The following is a 19082-nucleotide window of genomic DNA, read 5'->3' as shown; positions in this document are numbered from 1 at the left end:
CCGATGGTTCCTGCCGCCGCCCCGTCGTCGCCCCTGCTCGAAGCGCGCCACCTCGTGCGGCGCTTCGGCGCGCTGGTCGCCGTCAACGACGTGTCGTTCACCGTCCCGTCCGGGGAGGTGCTGGGCATCGCCGGGCCGAACGGCAGCGGCAAGAGCACGCTGTTCAACGTCATCACCGGCATCCCGTTCGGGCCGTCCTCGGGCGAGGTCCTGCTGGACGGCCGGCCGATGACCGGCCAGGGCGCCGAGCGGATCGCCCGCTCCGGCCTCCTGCGGACCTTCCAGAAGGACGCCGAGTTCGGCACCCTCACGGCCTTCGAGAACGCCTATGCCAGCGCCTGCTTCAACGCGGGCCGCAAGGGCGAGGAGGGCCGCGACGCCGCCGCGCGGGCGCTCAAGGATGCGGGCCTCCCCGAGGCGCGCTGGTCCCTGCCCTCGCACGCGCTGACCGTCTTCGAGCGCAAGCAACTCATGATCGCCTCGGCCCTGGCCGGAGCGCCGCGCCTCCTTCTCCTCGACGAACCCGCCGCGGGGCTGACCCAGCCCGAGGTCGCGGGACTGGACGCCCTGATCCGGACGGTGCGCGACCGCGGGGTCACGATCCTCCTGATCGAGCATGTCCTGTCGCTGCTCCTGGCGGTGTCGGACCGCCTCATGGTGCTCGACCAGGGCCGGATCATCGCCGAGGGCCTCCCGTCCGAGGTCGTTCGCAATCCGGCGGTCGTCACCGCCTATCTCGGGTCACGGGGGGCGGCGGCATGACGGACGCCTTGGAGGTCGACGGCCTCAGCGGGGGCTATGACGACTACGACGTGGTCTCGAACATCGGCCTGACGGTTGGCGCATCCGAACGGGTGGGCCTCTTCGGGCCGAATGGCCACGGCAAGACCACGATCCTCAACGCCATCTCCGCGACCCTGGCGCGGCGACGGGGCACGGTGCGGTTCTTCGGCCAGCCGGTCGACCGGGCGCGGCCGCAGGCCATCGTCGCGGCGGGGCTGATCCATGTGCCCCAGGCCAACACCGTCTTTCCGGACATGGAGATCCAGGAAACGCTGGAGCTCGCCGCCTGGACCCCACGCGCCCGCGCCGCGCGCGCCGAGAACCTCGACCGGGTCCTCGCGCTCTTTCCCCGCCTGGCCGAGCGGCGGCGCCAGCTCGCCCGGACCCTGTCGGGGGGTGAGCGGCAGATGCTCTCGATCGGGGTTGGCCTCATGTGCGCGCCGCGGATGCTCATGCTGGATGAGCCGACGCTGGGCCTTTCGCCCAAGCTCAAGGACGAGCTCGCGCAGGCGATCGCGACGATCTCGGCCGGCGGCATCCCGATCCTCGTGGTCGAACAGGACGTGGCCTTCGTCCTGTCGCTGGTGGACCGGATGTACTTCGTCAACCATGGCGCGATCACGCGGGAGATCGGCCGGCGCGACGCCGTGGACCACGACGAGATCATGGCCATGTACTTCGGCGCAGGAGCAACCGCATGACCCTCGACGCCCTCGCGACCGTCCTGGTCAGCGGCCTCGTCATGGGCTCGGTCTACGCGCTCATGGCCTCGGGGCTGTCGCTGGTCTGGTCGACGCTCGGCATCTTCAACTTCGCGCATGGCGCCCTGATGACGCTGGGCGCCTACCTCGCCTGGACCCTCGCGGGCAGCGGTGTCTTGGGCCTGCCGCCCTGGATCGCCATGCTGGTCGCCGTCGCCTTGGTGGCCGCCGTCGGGGTGCTGCTGGAGCGCCTGCTTATTCGACCCTTCTACGGGCATCGGGCCATGCTCCTCGTGACCGTCATGACGACGCTGGCGGCGACGGTCTTCCTGTCCAAGGGAATCCAGCTCGTCTGGGGTCCGCGCCTCAAGGAGCTGCCGGCGCTGGCGCCCGGGAACGTCTCGATCCTTGGGACCAGCATCTCGGCGCAGGAGGCGCTGATCGTGGGGGTGGCCCCCATCGTCCTGGGCGCGCTCTGGGCGTTTCTGCGGTTCTCTTCCACCGGGCGCGGCATCCGCGCCGTGGGCCAGAACCCGCAGGCCGCGCAGCTGATCGGCATCGACGTGCCCCGCCTGTTCGCCATCGCCTTCGCCCTCGCCGCCGCCCTCGCCGCCCTGACGGGCATCCTGATCGGGTCCGTCCGCCTCGTGACGCCGTCTCTGGGGGACGAGCCCCTCATCAAGGCGCTCATCATCGTCATCTTCGGCGGCCTGGGCTCCATGGCAGGCACGATCTGGGCCGCCTACCTGATCGGCCTGGCCGAGGCGCTGCTGGTCTTCACCATCGGCATCTACTGGGCGCCCTCGACCCTGTTCCTCCTGCTGATCCTGGTGCTCGTCCTTCGGCCGCAGGGCCTGATGGGAAAGGTGGTGCGATGATCGCCCGACTTCTCTCCTCGCGCGGGCCGATCGTGGCGATCCTCCTGCTGGCCGTGGCGCTGGCGCTGCCGTTCCTCAGCGACAGCACCTACCTGCGGCATCTCATGATCCTGGTCTTCATCTACGGCATCGTCGCGGCGAGCTGGGACGTGACGCTCGGTTACACCGGGATCTTCAACTTCGCGCACACCGCCTTCTTCGGGCTGGGCGTCTACGCGACCGGGCTGCTGGCCAAGCTGGGGGGGCTCGACCCCTGGGCGTCCATGCTGCTGGGCAGCGTGCTCGTGGCCGGGATCGCGGCGCTGGTCGCCTGGCCGGTGGTGCGCCTCCAGGGCATCTACGTGGTGCTCGTGACCTTTGCCTTCAGCCAGCTCGCGCTCCAGTTCGTCATCAGCCAGTCCGACCTGACCGGAGGGACCCAGGGCCTGGTCCGCATCCCGACGATCCAGCTGCCGGGCTACAATTTCCTGCGCGACTACAAGCTTGGCTACTACTACGTCGGCCTGGCCCTGCTGGGCCTCAGCGTCCTCGGCCTCCAGATACTCGTGCGGTCCGACTTCGGCCTCTCGCTCCGGGCCTTGCGCGACAATGAGGATTATGCCCGGGCGCGCGGCATCCCCGTGGCCCGGCAGCGGCTCAAGGCGCTGGTCGCCTCGGCCTTCGTGGCCGGGCTCGCGGGCGGGTTCTACGCCGTCTACCTCCGCGTCGCCTCGCCCGAGGTGTTCAGCTTCGCCACCACCTCGCTGATCCTCAGCATGGTGCTCGTGGGCGGAGTGGGGACGCTCTGGGGCCCCGTGCTGGCCGCCGTGGTCCTGACGCTCGGCTCCGAGGCCCTGGCGAACGTGCGGGGACTGGACGAGGGCCGGCACATGCTCGTCGCCGTGGCCATGATCCTCGCGCTCCGCTTCCTCCCCGGCGGCCTGATCTCCGCCCTCCTGCCCCGCCGTGGCGCGCCCGACCGTGCCGCCCGGCCCACCGTCCAAGGACCCACCACGCCATGATCCGCGAGCCGCTCGTCTTCGCCGCCCTGACCGACATCGCCGGAAAGCTCCGGGGCAAGGGGTTCCCCGCCGCGCAGCTCGACACGCGGCAGCGGTCCGGCATCGGCTGGACGCCGACCAACGTCCAGATCACCTGCTTCGACGCGATCGCGCCCAGCCCCTATGGCGCGCTGGGCGACCTCGTCCTGGTCCCCGAACCGGGCTCGCGGGCCACCGTGGACTTCCAGGACGGACGCCCGCCCGAGGACATGATGCTGGGCGACGTGCGCTCCCTCGAGGGGGAGCCGTGGGAGTGTTGCACCCGCTCGATCCTCAGGGGGGCCCTGGACCGGCTCGAACGGGTGGCCGGCCTCCGCGTCCGCGGCGCCTTCGAGCAGGAGTTCCAGCTGACCGGCGCCGCCGTTCCGCCCGGCTGGGCCTACAGCCATGCGGGCTTCGCAGCGCAGGCGCCGTTCCTGGGCGCCGTCATGGCCGGGCTCGGGCAGGCGGGACTGACCCCGGACAGCATCATGAAGGAATACGGCGACAACCAGTACGAGGTGACCATCGCCCCCGAAGAGGGCGTCCGCGTGGCCGATGCCGCGACCTATGTCCGCATGATCGTGCAGCAGGCGGCGCTTGGACTGGGGGAGCGGGCGACCTTCACCCCCATCCTTGACCCCAAGGGCGTGGGCAACGGCGTCCACATCCACCTCAGCTTCCTCGACGCGGAGGGCCGCCCGGCGACCTGGGACCCGGACGGCCCCTCCGGCATGTCGCGCCAGACCGGTGCCTTCGTGGCCGGCATCCTGCGCCATCTGGGGAGCATCGTGGCCATCACCGCGCCATCGGCCATCTCCTACCTGCGGCTCACGCCCCATCGCTGGAGCGCGGCGTTCAACAACCTCGGATTCCGCGACCGCGAGGCGTCGGTCCGCATCTGCCCCGTGGCGGGCGACACGCCCGAGGCCGTGGCGCGCCGCTACAACTTCGAATTCCGGGCCGCCGATGCCACGGCCTCCCCCCATCTGGCCCTGGCGGCCATCCTTCATGCGGGCGCCCAGGGAATCGAGGACGGCCTTCCCGCCCCCTCGGCGACCGAGGAGGACCTCGCGGAACTTTCGCCCGAGGACCTCGCCCGGCGTGGCTATGAACGGCTGCCCGCATCGCTCGAGGAAGCGCTCGACCGGTTCGAGGCCGACGAGGTCGTCCGCGCCTGGTTCCCCGGCCGCTTCAGCGAGGTCTACCTCGCGCACAAGCGGTTCGAGGCCGCGATGATGGCGGACAAGAGCATCGCCGACCGTTGCGCGGCCTACGCCGGGGTCTACTGACCGCCCGGTCGGGGCCGGGCTCCGGGCGGGCTGGCGTCCGGGTTCCGATCCCCCGCGGCGCGGTTCCGAATCCGTTCGGCCCACGGCCTGTCCCGTGATAGGCTCGTCCGGCCAACCCCGAGCCCACATCCCGACGGAGGACGTCCATGTTCCATCCGGCCCCTTCGTGGCGCGTGCTTCCGGCCGCCACGCTGATCGCGATCTCATCCCTCTGGCCCATGCAGCCGCACGCGCAGGAGGCGGCACTGGATCCCGCGCCCGAAGCCGCGACCGGACGGACGGCCCGCAGCCAGGGCGAGGCGTCCGAGCAGATGGTCGCGGCGGCCAACCCTCTCGCGGCGCAGGCCGGCCTCGACATCCTCCGGGCCGGAGGCAACGCGGTGGATGCCGCCATCGCCGTCCAACTCGTGCTGAACCTCGTGGAGCCGCAAAGCTCCGGGATCGGCGGCGGCGCGTTCCTCCTGCACTGGGACGCCGGGCGGCGGGAGCTCTCGACCCTGGACGGCCGCGAGACGGCCCCCGCCGCCGCGACGCCCGACCGCTTCCTCGGCCCGGACGGCGAGCCGCTGGACTTCATGGCCGCCGTGGTGGGCGGGCGCTCGGTCGGGGTGCCGGGAACGGTGCGGCTCCTCGAGGCCGCGCACGACCGCTGGGGCCGGCTGCCTTGGCAACGGCTCTTCGAGCCGGCGATCCGGCTGGCCGAGGAAGGCTTCCGGATCTCGCCCCGTCTCGCCGGGCTCCTTGCGCAGGAGGAGGCGCTGGACGACGACCCGAGGGCCCGCGCCCTCTTCTTCGAGGCCGACGGCACGCCCAAGGCGGCAGGCACCCTCCTCCGCAATCCGGCGCTGGCCGAGACCCTGCGGCGGATCGCGAACGAAGGCGCCGATGCCTTCTACACGGGTGCGGTGGCGGAGGACATCGTCGCGACCGTGACCGGGCACCCGTCCAACCCCGGCGACATGACGCTCGCCGATCTCGACGGCTATCGGGTGGTCGAGCGGGACCCGGTCTGCGGGCCGTATCGCGCCTACCGGGTCTGCGGCATGGGCCCGCCCTCGTCCGGGGCCGTCGCCATCCAGCAGATCCTCGGCGCCATCGAGGCCGTCGACATGGCGCAGCTGGGCGCCGGGCCCGAAGCGGTCCACTGGTTCTCCGAGGCCGGGCGGCTCGCCTTCGCCGACCGCGCCCGCTATCTCGGCGATCCCGATTTCGTCAGCGTTCCCCTGCGCGGGCTGCTCGACGACGGCTATATCGACGGCCGGGCCGCGCTGATCGATCCGGCCCGCTCCATGGGCGAGGCCGAGCCGGGGAACCCGCCGTTCCAGCAAGGCGCGCGCCAGGCCGCGGCCGACGGCATCGAGAACGGCACCAGCCACATTTCCGTCGTGGACCGTGACGGCAACGCGGTTTCGATGACGACCACCATCGAATCCGGCTTCGGATCGCGGTTGATGACGGCCAGCGGGTTCCTCCTGAACAACGAGCTCACCGACTTCTCCTTTTCCCCCGAGGAGGACGGCGTCGCGGTCGCCAACCGCGTCGAGCCCGGCAAGCGCCCACGCAGCTCCATGGCACCGACCATCGTCTTCGACGCCTTCGGCCGCCTTTACGTCGTCACCGGATCGCCGGGGGGGAGCCAGATCATCAACTTCGTGGGCAAGACGCTGGTCGGCATCCTCGACTGGGGCCTCGACCCGCAGGAGGCCGTGGACCTTCCCAACTTCGGCTCCCGCAACGGCCCGACGGAACTCGAGGCGGGAACCGAGGCCGAAGCCTGGCAGGCGCCGCTGGAGGCGATGGGCCACGAGGTGAGCGTGATGGAGATGAACTCCGGCATCCAGGCCATCGTGGTGACGCCGAGGGGACTTGTCGGGGGGGCCGACAGCCGCCGCGAGGGGGTGGCCATCGGCGACTGAGCGACCCCGCCAGGGTTGATGCCTGTGCCGGGGCCAGGGCCGCACCGACTAGGGCTGCCAGACCTGCCCTGTCGGGTCCGACAGCTGGCGGTCGAGGAAGAACGCCGCGCTGACGAAGGCCAGATGGGTCAGCGCCTGGGGGAAGTTGCCCAGCGGCTCGCCCAGGGCGCTCCACTCCTCGGAAAAGAGGCCAAGGTGGTTGGCGTGGCGCAGCCCGCGTTCCATCACCAGTTGCGCCTCGTCCAGCCGTCCCGCCCGGGCCAGGCATTCCGCATACCAGAAGGTGCAGGTCGAAAACGCGCCTTCCTGCCCCGGCAGCCCGTCCTCGGCGCGGTAGCGCAGGATGAGCCCGTCGTCCGACAGATGGTTGCGGATCGCCACGAGCGTGGACAGCCAGACCGGGTCCGTCGCCGAGACGAACCGCACGAGCGGCATCATCAGAAGCGCGCCATCGAGCTCGGTGCTTCCCCGGGCTCGGACGAAATAGCCGTGCTGGGGATGGCGGAACTCGTCCCAGATGTTCTCGGCGATGCGGTCGCGCTCGGCCTCCCATTCGACCACCGGCGCAGGGAGCGATCGCTTCCGCGCCAGCCGCGCCGCCCGGTCGAGCGCCACCCAGCACATCAGGCGGGAATGCAGGAACTCCTGCGCCTCGCCCCGGACCTCCCAGATTCCGGCGTCGGCCTCGCGCCAGTGGGCGCGGACATGCTCCACGATCTCCCGGATGTGGCTCCATCCCTGCCGGCTGATGGCCGAGCCGTATTTGTTGGACAGGTAGACGCTGTCCAGAAGCTCGCCATAGATGTCGAGTTGGCGCTGGTGCCCGGCGGCGTTGCCGATCCGGACCGGACGCGCGCCGCCATAGCCGGCCAGGTGCGACAGCTCCTCCTCGCGGGCCACCTCGCCCCCGGCCAGGGCGTAGACGACCCGGAGCGGATCCTGGTCGCCGCTCGTGATCATGCATCGGCCCACCCAACGGCGGAACCGCTCGGCCTCCTCGAGGTAGCCCAGCCGCATAAAGGCATAGACCGTGAACGAGGCGTCGCGGATCCAGGTCGCGCGGTAGTCCCAGTTGCGCACGCCTCCCTCCGCCTCGGGCAGGCCGAAGGTCGCCGCAGCCGCCACGGACCCATGCTCGGCCGAGGTCAGCAGCTTCAGGACGAGCGCCGAGCGCGTGACGTGCTCCCGCCAGCGGCCCCGGTAGGTGGACCGCCGCGCCCAGCTCCTCCAGGCTGCCGCTGTCCGGTCCGTGACAGCCCGCACCTCCTCGCCCGAGGAGGCAGGCGCATCGGCTTCGCCCAGGACGAACCAGGCCTCTTCGTGGGTGTCCAGGACCAGATCGGCGCGGCCTTCGCCCTCGGCCGCCTCGATGGGCACCGAGCCGTCGAGCCGGAGCGCGATGTCGCGACCCTGGAAGAGGGCGCCCTGCCCGGCCCGCCTGCAGGCCGGAGTTTCGCGGGCATAGTCAAAGCGCGGCCGGCATCGCAGGTGAAAGGCGACCCGTCCCTTGGTGACGCGCAGGCGACGGATCAGGCGCCGGGCCGTCGCGTCGCCTTCGTCAGGATGGGGCATCAGGTCCACCACCTCGGCGCAGCCCTCTGCGGACAGCCACCGCGTCATCAGGACGTTGGTGTCGGGCAGGTAGATCTGCACGGCGCGTGCGCCCTCCAGATCCGGCCAAAGCTCGAAGGCGCCGCCATGGTCGGGGTCGAGCAGCGCGGCAAAGACGGACGGACTGTCCAGGCGGGGCCAGCACAGGAAGTCCACCGTTCCGTCCCGCGCCACCAGCGCGGCGGTCTCCTGGTTGCCGATCATGCCGTGGTCCCCGATCTCCCGTCGCGGGCGCGGGTTGGACTCCGGCATCTCGATCATCGTCCGGCGAGGACCTGAGCCGGCCGGGCCGGGACCAGCTCGGGACCTGATCCGTCCCGGCTCCATGTGGGACCAGGTTCGGGTCCGGTGGTGGCCGGCATCGGCATGAGTGCTCTCCTGTCCATTGCGGGCGATCCGTCAGGCATGCGCCTGGGCCGCAAGGTAGAGCCAGCCGGCAACACCTCCATGGCTCGGGCGAACGTCAGGTCCGGCGCGGGGTTCCGGTCCTGGGCTGGGGGCGCCTACCGGTCCGTCCCACCCGCCGGGCCGGGGCCCAACTCCCAGACCCGCAGGTAATCGATCTCGGCCGCGATCTCGCCCCCGCCCCCCATCGCGACCAGGCCGATCTGCGGCGACGGGCCAAGGTCGTGGCCCCACGCGCCGCCCCGAACCCAGTGGCGGCCGTCCCGGCTGGTGTAGGGCGTGGCGAGCACGCCCACTTCCTGTCGGCGGACCTTCAGCCGGAGCCAGGTCCAGTCCTCGCCCGGCGGACCTACCACGGTATTGCCATAGCGGGGCACGCCCGGCCCAACCTGGGACAACTCTCGCGCGAACTCGGTCTGACGGGTCTCCCAGATCGATACGACGACCAGCTTGAGATAGTCGTCGTCGTCCTTTCGGATCACCATGCCGACCTGCGCATAGTTGTAGCAGCATCCCTCGTCCGGGACGTCCAGCCTGACGCGAGCCTCGGCGACGAAATCGCCGGCCGGAGCCGCCCTGACCAGGACCGGGGCATCGTCCTGGTCCTCGTGAAGGTCCCCCTGAGCAACCTCGAGCCGCAAGGCGCCCTGATCGACCACCGTGGCGTCGGGAGGCCGCACCCAGGACCAGCCGTCGCCCAGCGAGGCGCGCTCGAACTCGTCCGAGGCGCCGGGCAGCGCGGTCCCAAGGGTCACGGCCCCGGACGCAGGCACCACGTCCTGGCGATCCGGCGCGCCGGGCTCGAGGGCCGGGCCGACCTGCGGACCGGACACGCGCGCCGCCACCGGCCAGCCCCCCACCCAGTCTACCCGTTCCATCAGCGCCGGACGGCGCGTGAAGCCCGGCTCGCCCGGAAAGAAGGGGTCACTTTCCTCGACGGCGTGGTAGATCGTCCACCACTGCCCCGAGCGGTCCCGGATGAGCGAATTGTGCCCCGGCCCCACCCAGCCGTCGCCGGTCTGGACCAGGAACGGCGTCCCGCCCACCAGCGGATCGAGCATCGACACCCCCAGCGCATCGACGAAGGGACCGGTCGGACTGGCCGACGCCCCCACGAACACGGCGTAACCCGTCTGGGGCCCGGCACAGCAGTTCGTGGCCGAAGCGAACAGGTAGTATCGCCCCTCGTGCTGGATGACCTCCGCCCCCTCGTAGCGGTTCGGGATCGTCACCTGCACCGTGCTGTCCGGGGGCGCGGAGACCGATCCGTCCCCGGCGACGATCAACTCGCGGGCCTCGATGCCGCCGTAGAAGCTCCCGAAATACAGGGTGTGCCGCCCGTCCGGCGTCGTCTCGACCTCCGGATCCAGGGTCCACAGGAACTCGCACCCCTCGCCGGCCCGTCTGGGCTCGACCAGCGGCGCCGGGGCCGGCTCCCAGGGGCCGGCGGGGCTGGGGCTGGTGGCGATGCCGATGGCGCTGTCCTCGTCGCAGCCGGGCTCCCCGCCCGCGGCCTCGGTCACGTCGGTCGCGGCGAACAGCAGGACATAACGGTCGCCCATCCGCTCGATCTCCGGCGCCCAGAGCATGGCCGTCGGGTCGATCCAGTCGGGCAACGCGGGTGTGGCCGATCGAGGGTCGCGGTCGAACGAGTCGCCCACATGATCCCACGAGACCAGGTCCATCGACCGGAAGATCGGCAGGAGGTGGAACACCAGATCGCCCTGCGCGTCCCGGTCCCCGCCATGCAGGGGGTCGGTCGTGCAGATCATGTACCAGGCCGGGTCGCCCTCCGGTCCCTCGATGACCGAAGGATCGGCGCAGCTCGTGACGGGCGTTCCATCCGCCGTTCGGACGGTGAGCGGGTTGGCGAACAGTCCGGACGCCCGGGCCTCCGGCCCGTCCGCCAGCGCGGCACCCCCGAGAATGCCGAGGATGATCGTCCATGCGATCCCCGCTCCTGTCGCACACCTCATCCGAGTCGCCTCCACGGACCACGCCCCAGGGCCGCCCTGCGGTCACCTGCACCAACGCGGGCGCGCGGCAAGGGGGCTCCGGGCGTTCAGCTCCGGACGGACAGCGGCAGCGGCGCGGCGAGTCGGGCCGACCTCCCCTCCGGCGCCGCGACGGACTGGCGCGAGATCAGGGGGCAGTCGATCTTGATCCGCGGGTGCCGGGGGACCGCGCCTGGCCTCAGGATCATCCGGTGAAGCTCCTCGACCGCGTGGCGCGCCATGTCGGCGTGCGGCAGCTCCATGGTCGTCAGCGGCGGCATCATGTCGGCCGTGAACAGCTCGTTGTCGAAGCCGATGACCGATAGGTCACGCGGGATGGTCAGGCCCAGCTCGACCGCCGCGTTGTAGACCCCCACCGCCGCGCGGTCGCAGAAGCAGAACACCGCGGTCGGCGGGTCGGCCAGCGCCCGCAGCCGCCGGAACGCGGCATGGCCGCCCTTGATCGTCCAGCTTCCCTTCTCGACCAGCGCCGGATCGGCGGGCACGTCCCGCATGGCCAGAGCCCGCCGGTAGCCCTTGAGCCGCTCGCGCGAGGCTTCGATGGAATCCTCGCCCCCGATGAACGCGATCCGCCGGTGGCCCGCGTCCAGCAACGCCAGCGTGGCCGTCATTCCGGCGGCCAGGTCCCCGGGCACGACGCTTGGGGCGGCCGACCCAGGCGCGTAGCAGTTCAGGAGCACCGTCGGCCCCGCGCTCAGCCCCGCCGGCAGGACGACCTCCTGCGTGATCAGCCGGGCATAGATGAAGCCCTGCGCGCCCGCCCGTTGAAGGCAGTCGATCGCGGCCGCCTCGAGCGCCGGGTCGCCCCCGGTCGGCATCACGGACACCAGAAGCCCCGCCTCGGTCGCCGCATCGGCGACGCCGTCGATCAGGCCCGCGATATGGGGCGACGACGTGACTTCGTTGATGATCATGGCGACAAGGGGGCGCCGGTCCCCGGACCGCCCGGACCGGCGCCCGTATCCCAGTTCCTCCGCCTTGGCGATCACGGCCTTGCGCGTCGCGGCCGACACGCGCGTTCCGGGGGCGGCGTTCAGAACCAGGGACACCGTCGCCTGAGACACACCGCAGGCGGCTGCGATGTCGCTCATTGTGGGCTTGCTGGACAAGGGTGGCGCCGCTCCTACCTGCCGGTCGGTGGAATAGAGCACGGAACCGGGCCGGCCACAACGAATGCCCCTTGATGGTGGCATCGGGATTAGTCATCATCAAGTTAAATTATAACCTGGGATAACTTTCCGGGTCGGGAGGATACACATGGCCGAGGTCACCCTTCACGGGGTCTCGAAGGCTTATGGCGGGACGCAGGTCATCCACGACGTCTCGCTCGAGGTGGCCCAGGGGGAGTTCGTCGTCTTCGTCGGTCCGTCCGGCTGCGGGAAATCCACGCTCCTGCGGATGATCGCAGGGCTCGAGGAGGTGACCGGCGGCGACGTGCTGATCGGGGGCCAGCGGGTGAACGACACCGCGGCCCGCGACCGTGGCGTGGCCATGGTGTTCCAGAACTACGCGCTCTATCCGCACATGAGCGTGCGCGACAACATGGCCTTCGGCCTGCGCAACATGGGCACGGCCCGCGCCGACATCGACCGGCGGATCGCCAAGGCCGCCGGCATCCTCCAGCTCGAACCCTATCTCGACCGAAAGCCGCGGGCGATGTCCGGGGGCCAGCGCCAGCGCGTCGCGATCGGCCGCGCCATCGTGCGCGAACCCGAGGTCTTCCTGTTCGACGAGCCGCTGTCGAACCTCGACGCCGCCCTTCGCGTCCAGATGCGGACCGAGATCGCCAAGCTGCACCATGCGCTGGGGGCGACGATGATCTACGTGACGCACGACCAGACCGAGGCCATGACCATGGCCGACCGGATCGTCGTGCTGCGCGCCGGCCGGATCGAGCAGGTCGGGGCGCCGCTGGAGCTTTATGAACGGCCCGCCAACCTGTTCGTGGCCGGTTTCCTGGGCTCCCCCAAGATGAACTTCCTCCGGGGGCGGGTGGCCGTGGCCCAGGGGTCCGATATCGGCATCGATCTCGCGGGCGGGGTCCGCCTGCCGGCCCGCGTCCGCCCGGGATCGGTCCGGCAGGGCGACGAGGTCACGCTCGGGCTGCGCCCCGAGAACCTGGGCGTCGCCCCGGACGGCGAGCTCCGGGGCCATGTGGACGTGGTTGAGCAGCTGGGCTCGGTGCAGCTCGTCTATGCCACCGTCCCGGACGGCACCACCGTCGTCGCCGAGCTGCGCGACCGGCGCGCTCCGGCCGTCGGCTCCGAGGTGCCTCTGGTGATCGGGCCGGGCATCCGCCACGTCTTCGACGCCGACGGGGCCGCCGTGACCCTGCCCGAGGGGGATCTGCCATGACGGCCGCCGCCCGGCCCGCGACTCGCAGCCCCCGAGGCCGGTCCCGGTCCAGGGGATGGCTGACCGCCCTCCTGTTCCTCGCGCCGTTCCTGGCCGTCTACCTGGTTCTGCTGGTCTATCCCCTGTTCCTCGGGATCTGGATCAGCTTCCGCGACTGGGACCTGATGGCGGGCGACTACGGGCCGGTCGGCCTTCTGAACTACCAGGACCTCTGGACCGATCCGGTCTTCTGGCGCTCGACGCGGAACACGCTGTACTTCGCGCTGCTGACCGTGCCGTCCATGACGATCATCGCGATGCTCCTCGCGCTGGCCGTGCAGGGACCCGGGCGGATCCGCGCGATCTGCCGGTCGGTGTTCTTCCTGTCCTCGGTGTTCTCGGTCACCGTGGTCACGCTGGTCTGGCAGATGGTCCTGGCGCCCGACCGGGGCCTGATCGCACCGATCGTCCAGTTCCTGGGCTTCACGCCCGTCAACTACCTCGGCAGCACGACCTGGGCCATGCCCGCGATCGTCGTCACCACCCTCTGGTGGGGCGTGGGACTGCCGATGGCGCTGTTCCTGGCCGCCCTAGGCTCCATCCCGAAGGAACTCTACGAGGCCGCCGAGCTCGACCACGCCTCGCGCTGGTCGGTGTTCTGGCGCATCACCCTGCCCTCGATCCGGCACACGGTGATCCTTGTGATCGTCCTTCAGATCGTCGCCCAGTTCCAGATCTTCGGGCAGCCGTTCCTGATGACGCAGGGCGGGCCGGCCAACTCGACCCGGTCGCTGGTCCAGTACATCTACGAGACGTCTTTCCGCGACTGGCTCGTGGGGTACGGCGCGGCCATGGCCATGGTGCTCTTCGGGATGATGCTGGTGTTCTCGATGCTCCAGCTCTGGCTGGGACGGCAGGGGGACGACCGATGAACGCCACGCGCTCGGGCTGGGCCCTTTGGGGCGACCGCCTCCTCCTCGCCATCACGGTCCTCGTCGCGATCCTCTGGTTCCTGCCGGTGCTCTGGGTCGTGACCATGTCGCTCAAGCCCAACTCGGAGCTGATGCGGTCCACCTGGGGCTTCATCCCCTATCCGTTCACGCTCCAGAACTACGCCGACCTGGTGCGGCTCGCGACGGTGCCGCGCTGGCTGACGAACAGCCTGATCGTGGCCGTCGGCATGACGATCCTGGTGCTGGTGGTGTCCTCCCTGGCCGGCTATGCCTTCGCGCGCCTCCAGTTCCCGTTCAAGCGGACGATCTTCGTCCTGATGATCGCGGGCCTGATGATCCCCGAGCAGGCGGTCTTCCTGCCGCTTCACCAGATGTTCGCGGACTGGGGCATCCACAACACCCACGCGGCCCTGATGTTGCCTCGGGTGGCCGTGCCCATCGGCGTCTTCCTGATGATGCAGTTCTTTCGCGCGGTCCCGCGCGAGCTCGAGGAGGCGGCCGAGCTCGACCATGCCTCGCGCTTCACCATCTTCTGGAAGATCATGCTCCCGCTGTCGGTCCCGGCGCTGACGACCCTCGGGCTCTTCACCTTCATCCACGCCTGGAACGACTTCCTGTGGCCGCTCGTCTCGGCGACGAACGCGAACATGTACACCGTGACGGTGGGCCTCGCCTCGATCCAGGGCAACTTCGCCCAGACGCAGGGGCTGGGCTCGATCATGGCCTCGGCGGTCTTCGCCTCTCTGCCCATCGTGCTCCTGTTCCTGATCTTCCAGCGCTTCATCGTGGCGGGCGTCGCCATGAGCGCCGGCAAGTGAACGACCGCCCCTCGGGGCCACCAAGAACCTGCATCGATTAGGAGGATAAGATGCACCATTCCAAGGCGCTCGCCGCCCTCGCCCTGACCACCGCCCTGACGGCGGGCGGCGCGGCCGGCGCGGCCGAGATCCAGCTCATGCGCTTCTTCGGCGACTGCCAGAACGAATACGGCAACGTCAACGACGCGTCCCAGGCCAATGGCGAATGCGGGATCATCACCGCGCTGGTGAACCAGTTCAACGCCACGAACGAGGGCGGCCACACGGTCGTCGTGCAGACCGCCGACTGGGGCGCCTACTACGACCTGCTCACCGCCACCTACCAGACCGGGAACATCCCGGACGTGGCCGTGATGCACGCCTCGGTGCTGCCGGACTTCGTGGCGCGCGACCTCGTGACCCCTCTGGGATCGCTGTTCCAGGAGGCCGGGATCGACACCGCGGACTTCGTGCCCGCCGCGCTCCAGAACGCCAGCGCGAACGGCGAGGTCTACGCCCTGCCCTTCGACCTGCACGCCCTGCTGTTCCACATCAACATGGACCTGATGCAGCAGGCCGGCTTCGTGAACGAGGATGGCACCGTGCGCCTGCCCACCTCGCCCGAGGAGTTCATCCAGATGGGCAAGGAGTTCGAGGAAAAGACCGGCCAGAACTACTTCGCCACGGAATCGCAGGCGAACGAAGGGATGATGGTCCGCTTCTTCAACTCGCTCATGTGGCAGCAGGGCGTGGACGTGATCTCGCCGGACGGCACGACGGCCAGCATCAACTCGCCCGAGGGCCTCAAGGCCGCCACCTTCATCAAGCAGATCTATGACGAGGGCCTCGCCGACCCGAACCTCGATGCGCTCGGCGCCGATCAGGCCTTCCTGTCGGGCCAGGCCGGGATCGAGCTGATCGGCACCTGGATGGTGGACAACTTCAACGCCCAGGCGGCCGGGGGTCAGGTCGCCCTCAAGAACTATGCCGTGGCCAACGTCCCCAACCTCTTCGGCCAGGACGCCGTCTGGGCCGACAGCCACATGTGGGTCGTGCCCAAGGACGAAGGCCGGTCGCCCGAAGAGCAGGAGGCCGCGGTGGCCTTCCTCAAGTTCCTCAACGACAACAACTTCCAATGGTCCCGCACCGGGCACCTGTCGGTCCGCCAGTCGGTGATCGACAGCCCCGAATTCGCCGCGCTGCCGCACCGCTCCAGCTATGCGAACACGGCGCAGATCGCGCGGTCCCTGCCCCAGACCCAGAACCAGCGCGCGATCTACAACGCGATGATCTCGGACATCACCGCCACCTGGCTGGCCGGGGCCGAGCCGCAGGCGGCGCTCGACTCCGCCCAAAGCCAGGTCGAGCGGATCCTGCGCCGTTCGAACCGCGGCGGCTGACGCCCCGCGCCGCTGGTCCCGGGTTCCCTCCCGCCCGGGGCCAGCCCCCTTCCGTCCGGGTGTTGCGCCAACCCGCAGGCCACAGCGCGGTGCTGTGACGGACCGGTCATTCCTCCTGTGGCATCAACGTCGCCGCACCCCTCCCAGTCTAGGATCGCCTTGCCGATGAACCTGCCCCTCACCGTTCCCCTCGCCGCCGCGACCCCGCTCCGCGACGCCCTCTCGCTCGATGGCCCCTGGGAGTTCCGGCACGAGTCCGACGCGGCTTGGCGCGAGGTGCCGGTGCCCGCACCCTGGCAGATCCTGCCCGGCCTGAACTGGAGCTTTGGCCGCGCCCAGTACCGGCGGCACTTCACGCTGCCCGACGGCTGGCGCGGCCGCGAGGTGGCGATCCATTTCGGCGCGGTCAGCGAGATCGCGACCGTGCGCGTGAACGGGCGGGACCTGGGCCGCCACGACGGCGGCTACCTGCCCTTCGAGGTCGTCGTGCCCGCCGACCTTCTGGAGGAGACCAACCTCCTCGAGGTCGAGGCGATCCTCCCCGACGCGAGCGACCTGGAGCCCGGGCTCAACTTTGCCGAGATCCCCCATGGCAAGCAGAGCTGGTATGGCCCGCAGGGCGGGATCTGGCAGTCGGTCCGCCTCGTGGCGCGCAACGCCGCGCATATCCGCTCGGTCCGGCTTGATCCGCACTGGCCCGACGGCCGGCTCGAGCTTCGCCTGGGGCTCTCGCAGCCCTCGGGTGGCCAGCTGGCGCTCGAGGTTCTGGCCCCCTCCGGCCAGACGGTCCACACGGAGACCCTGCACGTCGCGGCGGACCAGCTGACCCACGCCCTGACCCTGCCCGGCCCGGTCGAGCCCTGGTCTCCCGACAGCCCGGCCCTTTACACCTTCCGCGCCACGCTGCGCGACGGGGGCCAGGACCTCGACTCCTGCGAGGAGCGCTTCGGCTTCCGCCGGATCGAATCCCGGGACGGCGTGCTGCTCCTGAATGACAAGCCGTTCTACATGCGCGGCGCGCTGGATCAGGACTACTACCCCGACGGCTTCGGCACGCCCCCCTCGCTCGACCTCCTCGAGGATCAGGTCCGCAAGGCCAAGGCGATGGGGCTCAACTGCCTGCGCTGCCACATCAAGGTGCCCGACCCGCGCTACTACGAGGTGGCCGACCGGCTCGGCATCCTGATCTGGACCGAGATCCCGAACATCGAAACCTTCACGCCCGCCTCGGCCCCGCGCCTCCGCGCGACCATGGAGGGCATCCTCGCCCGGGACCGAAACCACCCGTCGATCGTGATCTGGACCCTCATCAACGAGGACTGGGGCACCCGCCTGCGCGAGGTCGCGGACCAGCGGACCTGGATCGTCGAGCTCTTTGACTGGCTCAAGCAGGAGGATCCCCTCCGCCTTGTCGTGGACAACTCGGCCTGCTTCCCGAACTACCACGTCAAGACCGACATCAACGATTACCACTACTACCGCACCGCGCTCGACCGGCGCGAGGAATGGGAAGCCCTGTCGCGCGAATTCGCCGGCGCGGCGAACTGGACCTTCTCGGCCCAGCCCGAGGCCGAATGGCAGGGGAACGAACCCCTGATCGTGTCCGAGTTCGGCGTCTGGGGCCTGCCTGATCCCGCCAGGCTCCGGGGCGAGGATGGCAAGGACCCCTGGTGGATGCCCTATGGCGCGACCTGGGCGGTGGGCGTGGCGCTGCCGCAGGGGGTCGAGCACCGCTTCCACGAGCTGGGGCTCGACCAGGTCTTCGGCAGCTTCACGCAGTTCATCGAGAAGGTGCAGTGGCACCAGTTCATGAACCTGAAGTTCGAGATCGAGGACCTACGCTCGCACCAGCCGATCGCCGGATACGTCATCACCGAATTCACCGACGTCCACTGGGAGGGCAACGGCCTCATGGACATGGCGCGCAATCCGCGCGTCTTCGCCCAGGCGCTGTCGCATGTGAATGCGGACGTGGTGATCGCGCCGGGCGCACGCCATCATGCGGCGCGCGCGGGCCAGGACATCCATCTCGACCTCAAGGTCGCGACAGGCGGCGCGGAGCTGCCGGACGGCGCGCATCTCGAATGGCGGCTGAACGACGACCGGGGCACGGTCGCGCTCCCGGCGACCGCGCCGATGGAGGTGGCCGGCGTGGCCCTGACCCTGCGCGCGCCGCAGGTCGCGGCCGCCGAGATGGCAGCCCTCGAGCTGGCCGTCCTCGCGCCCGACGGACGCATGATCGCCGAGAACCGCGAGGCCTTTGCTCTCTACCCCGAGCGGTCCGGCCCGAGCCGTCAGGTCCGCTTCCGCACCGACCGGCCCCTGGTGGGCGAGCGCCTGCTCGTGCTGGGCCACCGGGAGGTCGAGGCCGAGGACGCCGAGCTCTTCGTGACCGACGTGCTCGACGGGCCCCGGGTCGAGGCGATCCACGCCGGCGCGCATTACCTGCAGATCGTGGACCACGGGCAGCGCCGTCTCCGGGACGACACCTCGCCGCGCGATGGGCCGATGACGCTCCAGATCGAGGACGCTCCGGGCGGCACCCGGTCCGAGCCCTACTTCAGCTTCCCTGGCTATGCCCTCCAGAACCGCCACAACACGATCTGGCGCGGCGACTGGGTGGGCAACTTCCCGTGGCTGCGCCGGGATGGCGCCTTTGCCCGTATTCCGGGCGGCCCGCTGCTGGACCTGAGCTTTGCGCGGGTGATCCCGCACCAGGTCCTGACGCATCAGCGGTCGTGGGAGTTCCGGGGCCGCGTCCATTCCGGGACGGTCGTGGGCTGGGTCCACCGCCCCGCGGCCTTCGTGATCGAGAAAAGGCTTGGAAAGGGCAAGCTCGTGATCTCGACCTTCCGGCTGATGCGCGACTCCTTCGACGCCGACCCCACGGCCACGGCGCTGTGGGACGGCCTCATCGACCTCGCGCTGGCGCCCTGACCTCAGTCTGGCTTCTGCCGTTCGATCTGGGCGCTGGCGCC

14 protein-coding genes are annotated in these 19082 nt (G+C 70.3%); 11 read left to right on the top strand and 3 right to left on the bottom strand.

What is annotated here, in order from left to right:
* Positions 1-3: 3 nt before the first annotated feature.
* The 6 genes from J3P31_RS16995 to ggt all read left to right on the top strand — a co-directional run bounded on the left by J3P31_RS16995 (position 4) and on the right by ggt (position 6589).
* Entirely contained in the window at positions 4-762 is a 759-nt protein-coding gene (locus tag J3P31_RS16995) for an ABC transporter ATP-binding protein (RefSeq protein ID WP_210529696.1), read from the top strand.
* Positions 759-1484 carry an ABC transporter ATP-binding protein gene (locus J3P31_RS16990; protein WP_210529695.1) on the top strand — a complete coding sequence of 242 codons (726 nt, stop codon included), beginning with the start codon at positions 759-761 and terminating at the stop codon, positions 1482-1484. Before J3P31_RS16995 ends, J3P31_RS16990 begins: the two co-directional genes overlap by 4 nt.
* Positions 1481-2362, top strand: coding sequence for a branched-chain amino acid ABC transporter permease (locus J3P31_RS16985; protein WP_210529694.1), 882 nt, complete (start codon positions 1481-1483; stop codon positions 2360-2362). Before J3P31_RS16990 ends, J3P31_RS16985 begins: the two co-directional genes overlap by 4 nt.
* Positions 2359-3363, top strand: coding sequence for a branched-chain amino acid ABC transporter permease (locus J3P31_RS16980; protein WP_210529693.1), 1005 nt, complete (start codon positions 2359-2361; stop codon positions 3361-3363). The genes J3P31_RS16985 and J3P31_RS16980 overlap by 4 nt, the downstream gene beginning before the upstream one ends.
* A complete protein-coding gene (locus J3P31_RS16975; protein ID WP_210529692.1) occupies positions 3360-4673 on the top strand; it encodes a glutamine synthetase family protein in 1314 nt (437 codons plus the stop codon). The genes J3P31_RS16980 and J3P31_RS16975 overlap by 4 nt, the downstream gene beginning before the upstream one ends.
* 146 nt (positions 4674-4819) lie before the next feature.
* Entirely contained in the window at positions 4820-6589 is a 1770-nt protein-coding gene (gene ggt, locus J3P31_RS16970; protein WP_246849599.1) for a gamma-glutamyltransferase, read from the top strand.
* Between the two features lie 48 nt (positions 6590-6637).
* Here ggt and J3P31_RS16965 read toward each other — a convergent pair whose 3' ends face one another.
* From J3P31_RS16965 to J3P31_RS16955, 3 genes are all read right to left on the bottom strand, one after another.
* Positions 6638-8452, bottom strand: a complete 1815-nt coding sequence (locus J3P31_RS16965; protein WP_210529691.1) for a glycoside hydrolase family 15 protein — start codon at positions 8450-8452, stop codon at positions 6638-6640.
* A gap of 251 nt (positions 8453-8703) precedes the next feature.
* Entirely contained in the window at positions 8704-10581 is a 1878-nt protein-coding gene (locus J3P31_RS16960; protein WP_210529690.1) for a family 43 glycosylhydrolase, read from the bottom strand.
* Positions 10582-10667: 86 nt separating this feature from the next.
* Positions 10668-11711, bottom strand: a complete 1044-nt coding sequence (locus tag J3P31_RS16955) for a LacI family DNA-binding transcriptional regulator (protein ID WP_210529689.1) — start codon at positions 11709-11711, stop codon at positions 10668-10670.
* Between the two features lie 166 nt (positions 11712-11877).
* On the opposite strand from J3P31_RS16955, the gene J3P31_RS16950 reads away from it, so the two are divergent.
* The 5 genes from J3P31_RS16950 (at position 11878) to J3P31_RS16930 (ending at position 19041) form a co-directional block, all read left to right on the top strand.
* On the top strand, positions 11878-12975 hold the full coding sequence (locus J3P31_RS16950) for an ABC transporter ATP-binding protein (protein WP_210529688.1): 1098 nt from the start codon (positions 11878-11880) through the stop codon (positions 12973-12975).
* Complete coding sequence (locus tag J3P31_RS16945; RefSeq protein WP_210529687.1) at positions 12972-13886, top strand: carbohydrate ABC transporter permease; 915 nt, start codon at positions 12972-12974, stop codon at positions 13884-13886. The genes J3P31_RS16950 and J3P31_RS16945 overlap by 4 nt, the downstream gene beginning before the upstream one ends.
* Positions 13883-14725: a carbohydrate ABC transporter permease gene (locus J3P31_RS16940; RefSeq protein WP_210529686.1), complete on the top strand. Its 843-nt coding sequence runs from the start codon at positions 13883-13885 to the stop codon at positions 14723-14725. Before J3P31_RS16945 ends, J3P31_RS16940 begins: the two co-directional genes overlap by 4 nt.
* Positions 14726-14775: 50 nt before the next feature.
* Positions 14776-16104, top strand: coding sequence for an extracellular solute-binding protein (locus J3P31_RS16935; RefSeq protein ID WP_210529685.1), 1329 nt, complete (start codon positions 14776-14778; stop codon positions 16102-16104).
* A gap of 165 nt (positions 16105-16269) precedes the next feature.
* Positions 16270-19041, top strand: coding sequence for a glycoside hydrolase family 2 protein (locus J3P31_RS16930; RefSeq protein WP_210529684.1), 2772 nt, complete (start codon positions 16270-16272; stop codon positions 19039-19041).
* The last annotated feature ends 41 nt before the right edge of the window (positions 19042-19082 follow it).

It is taken from the genome of Rubellimicrobium arenae, from assembly GCF_017916275.1.
Taxonomy (GTDB): Bacteria; Pseudomonadota; Alphaproteobacteria; order Rhodobacterales; family Rhodobacteraceae; genus Rubellimicrobium; species Rubellimicrobium arenae.
Note: the sequence above shows the minus strand (reverse complement) of the source record. Positions and strands in the feature narration are given on the sequence as shown.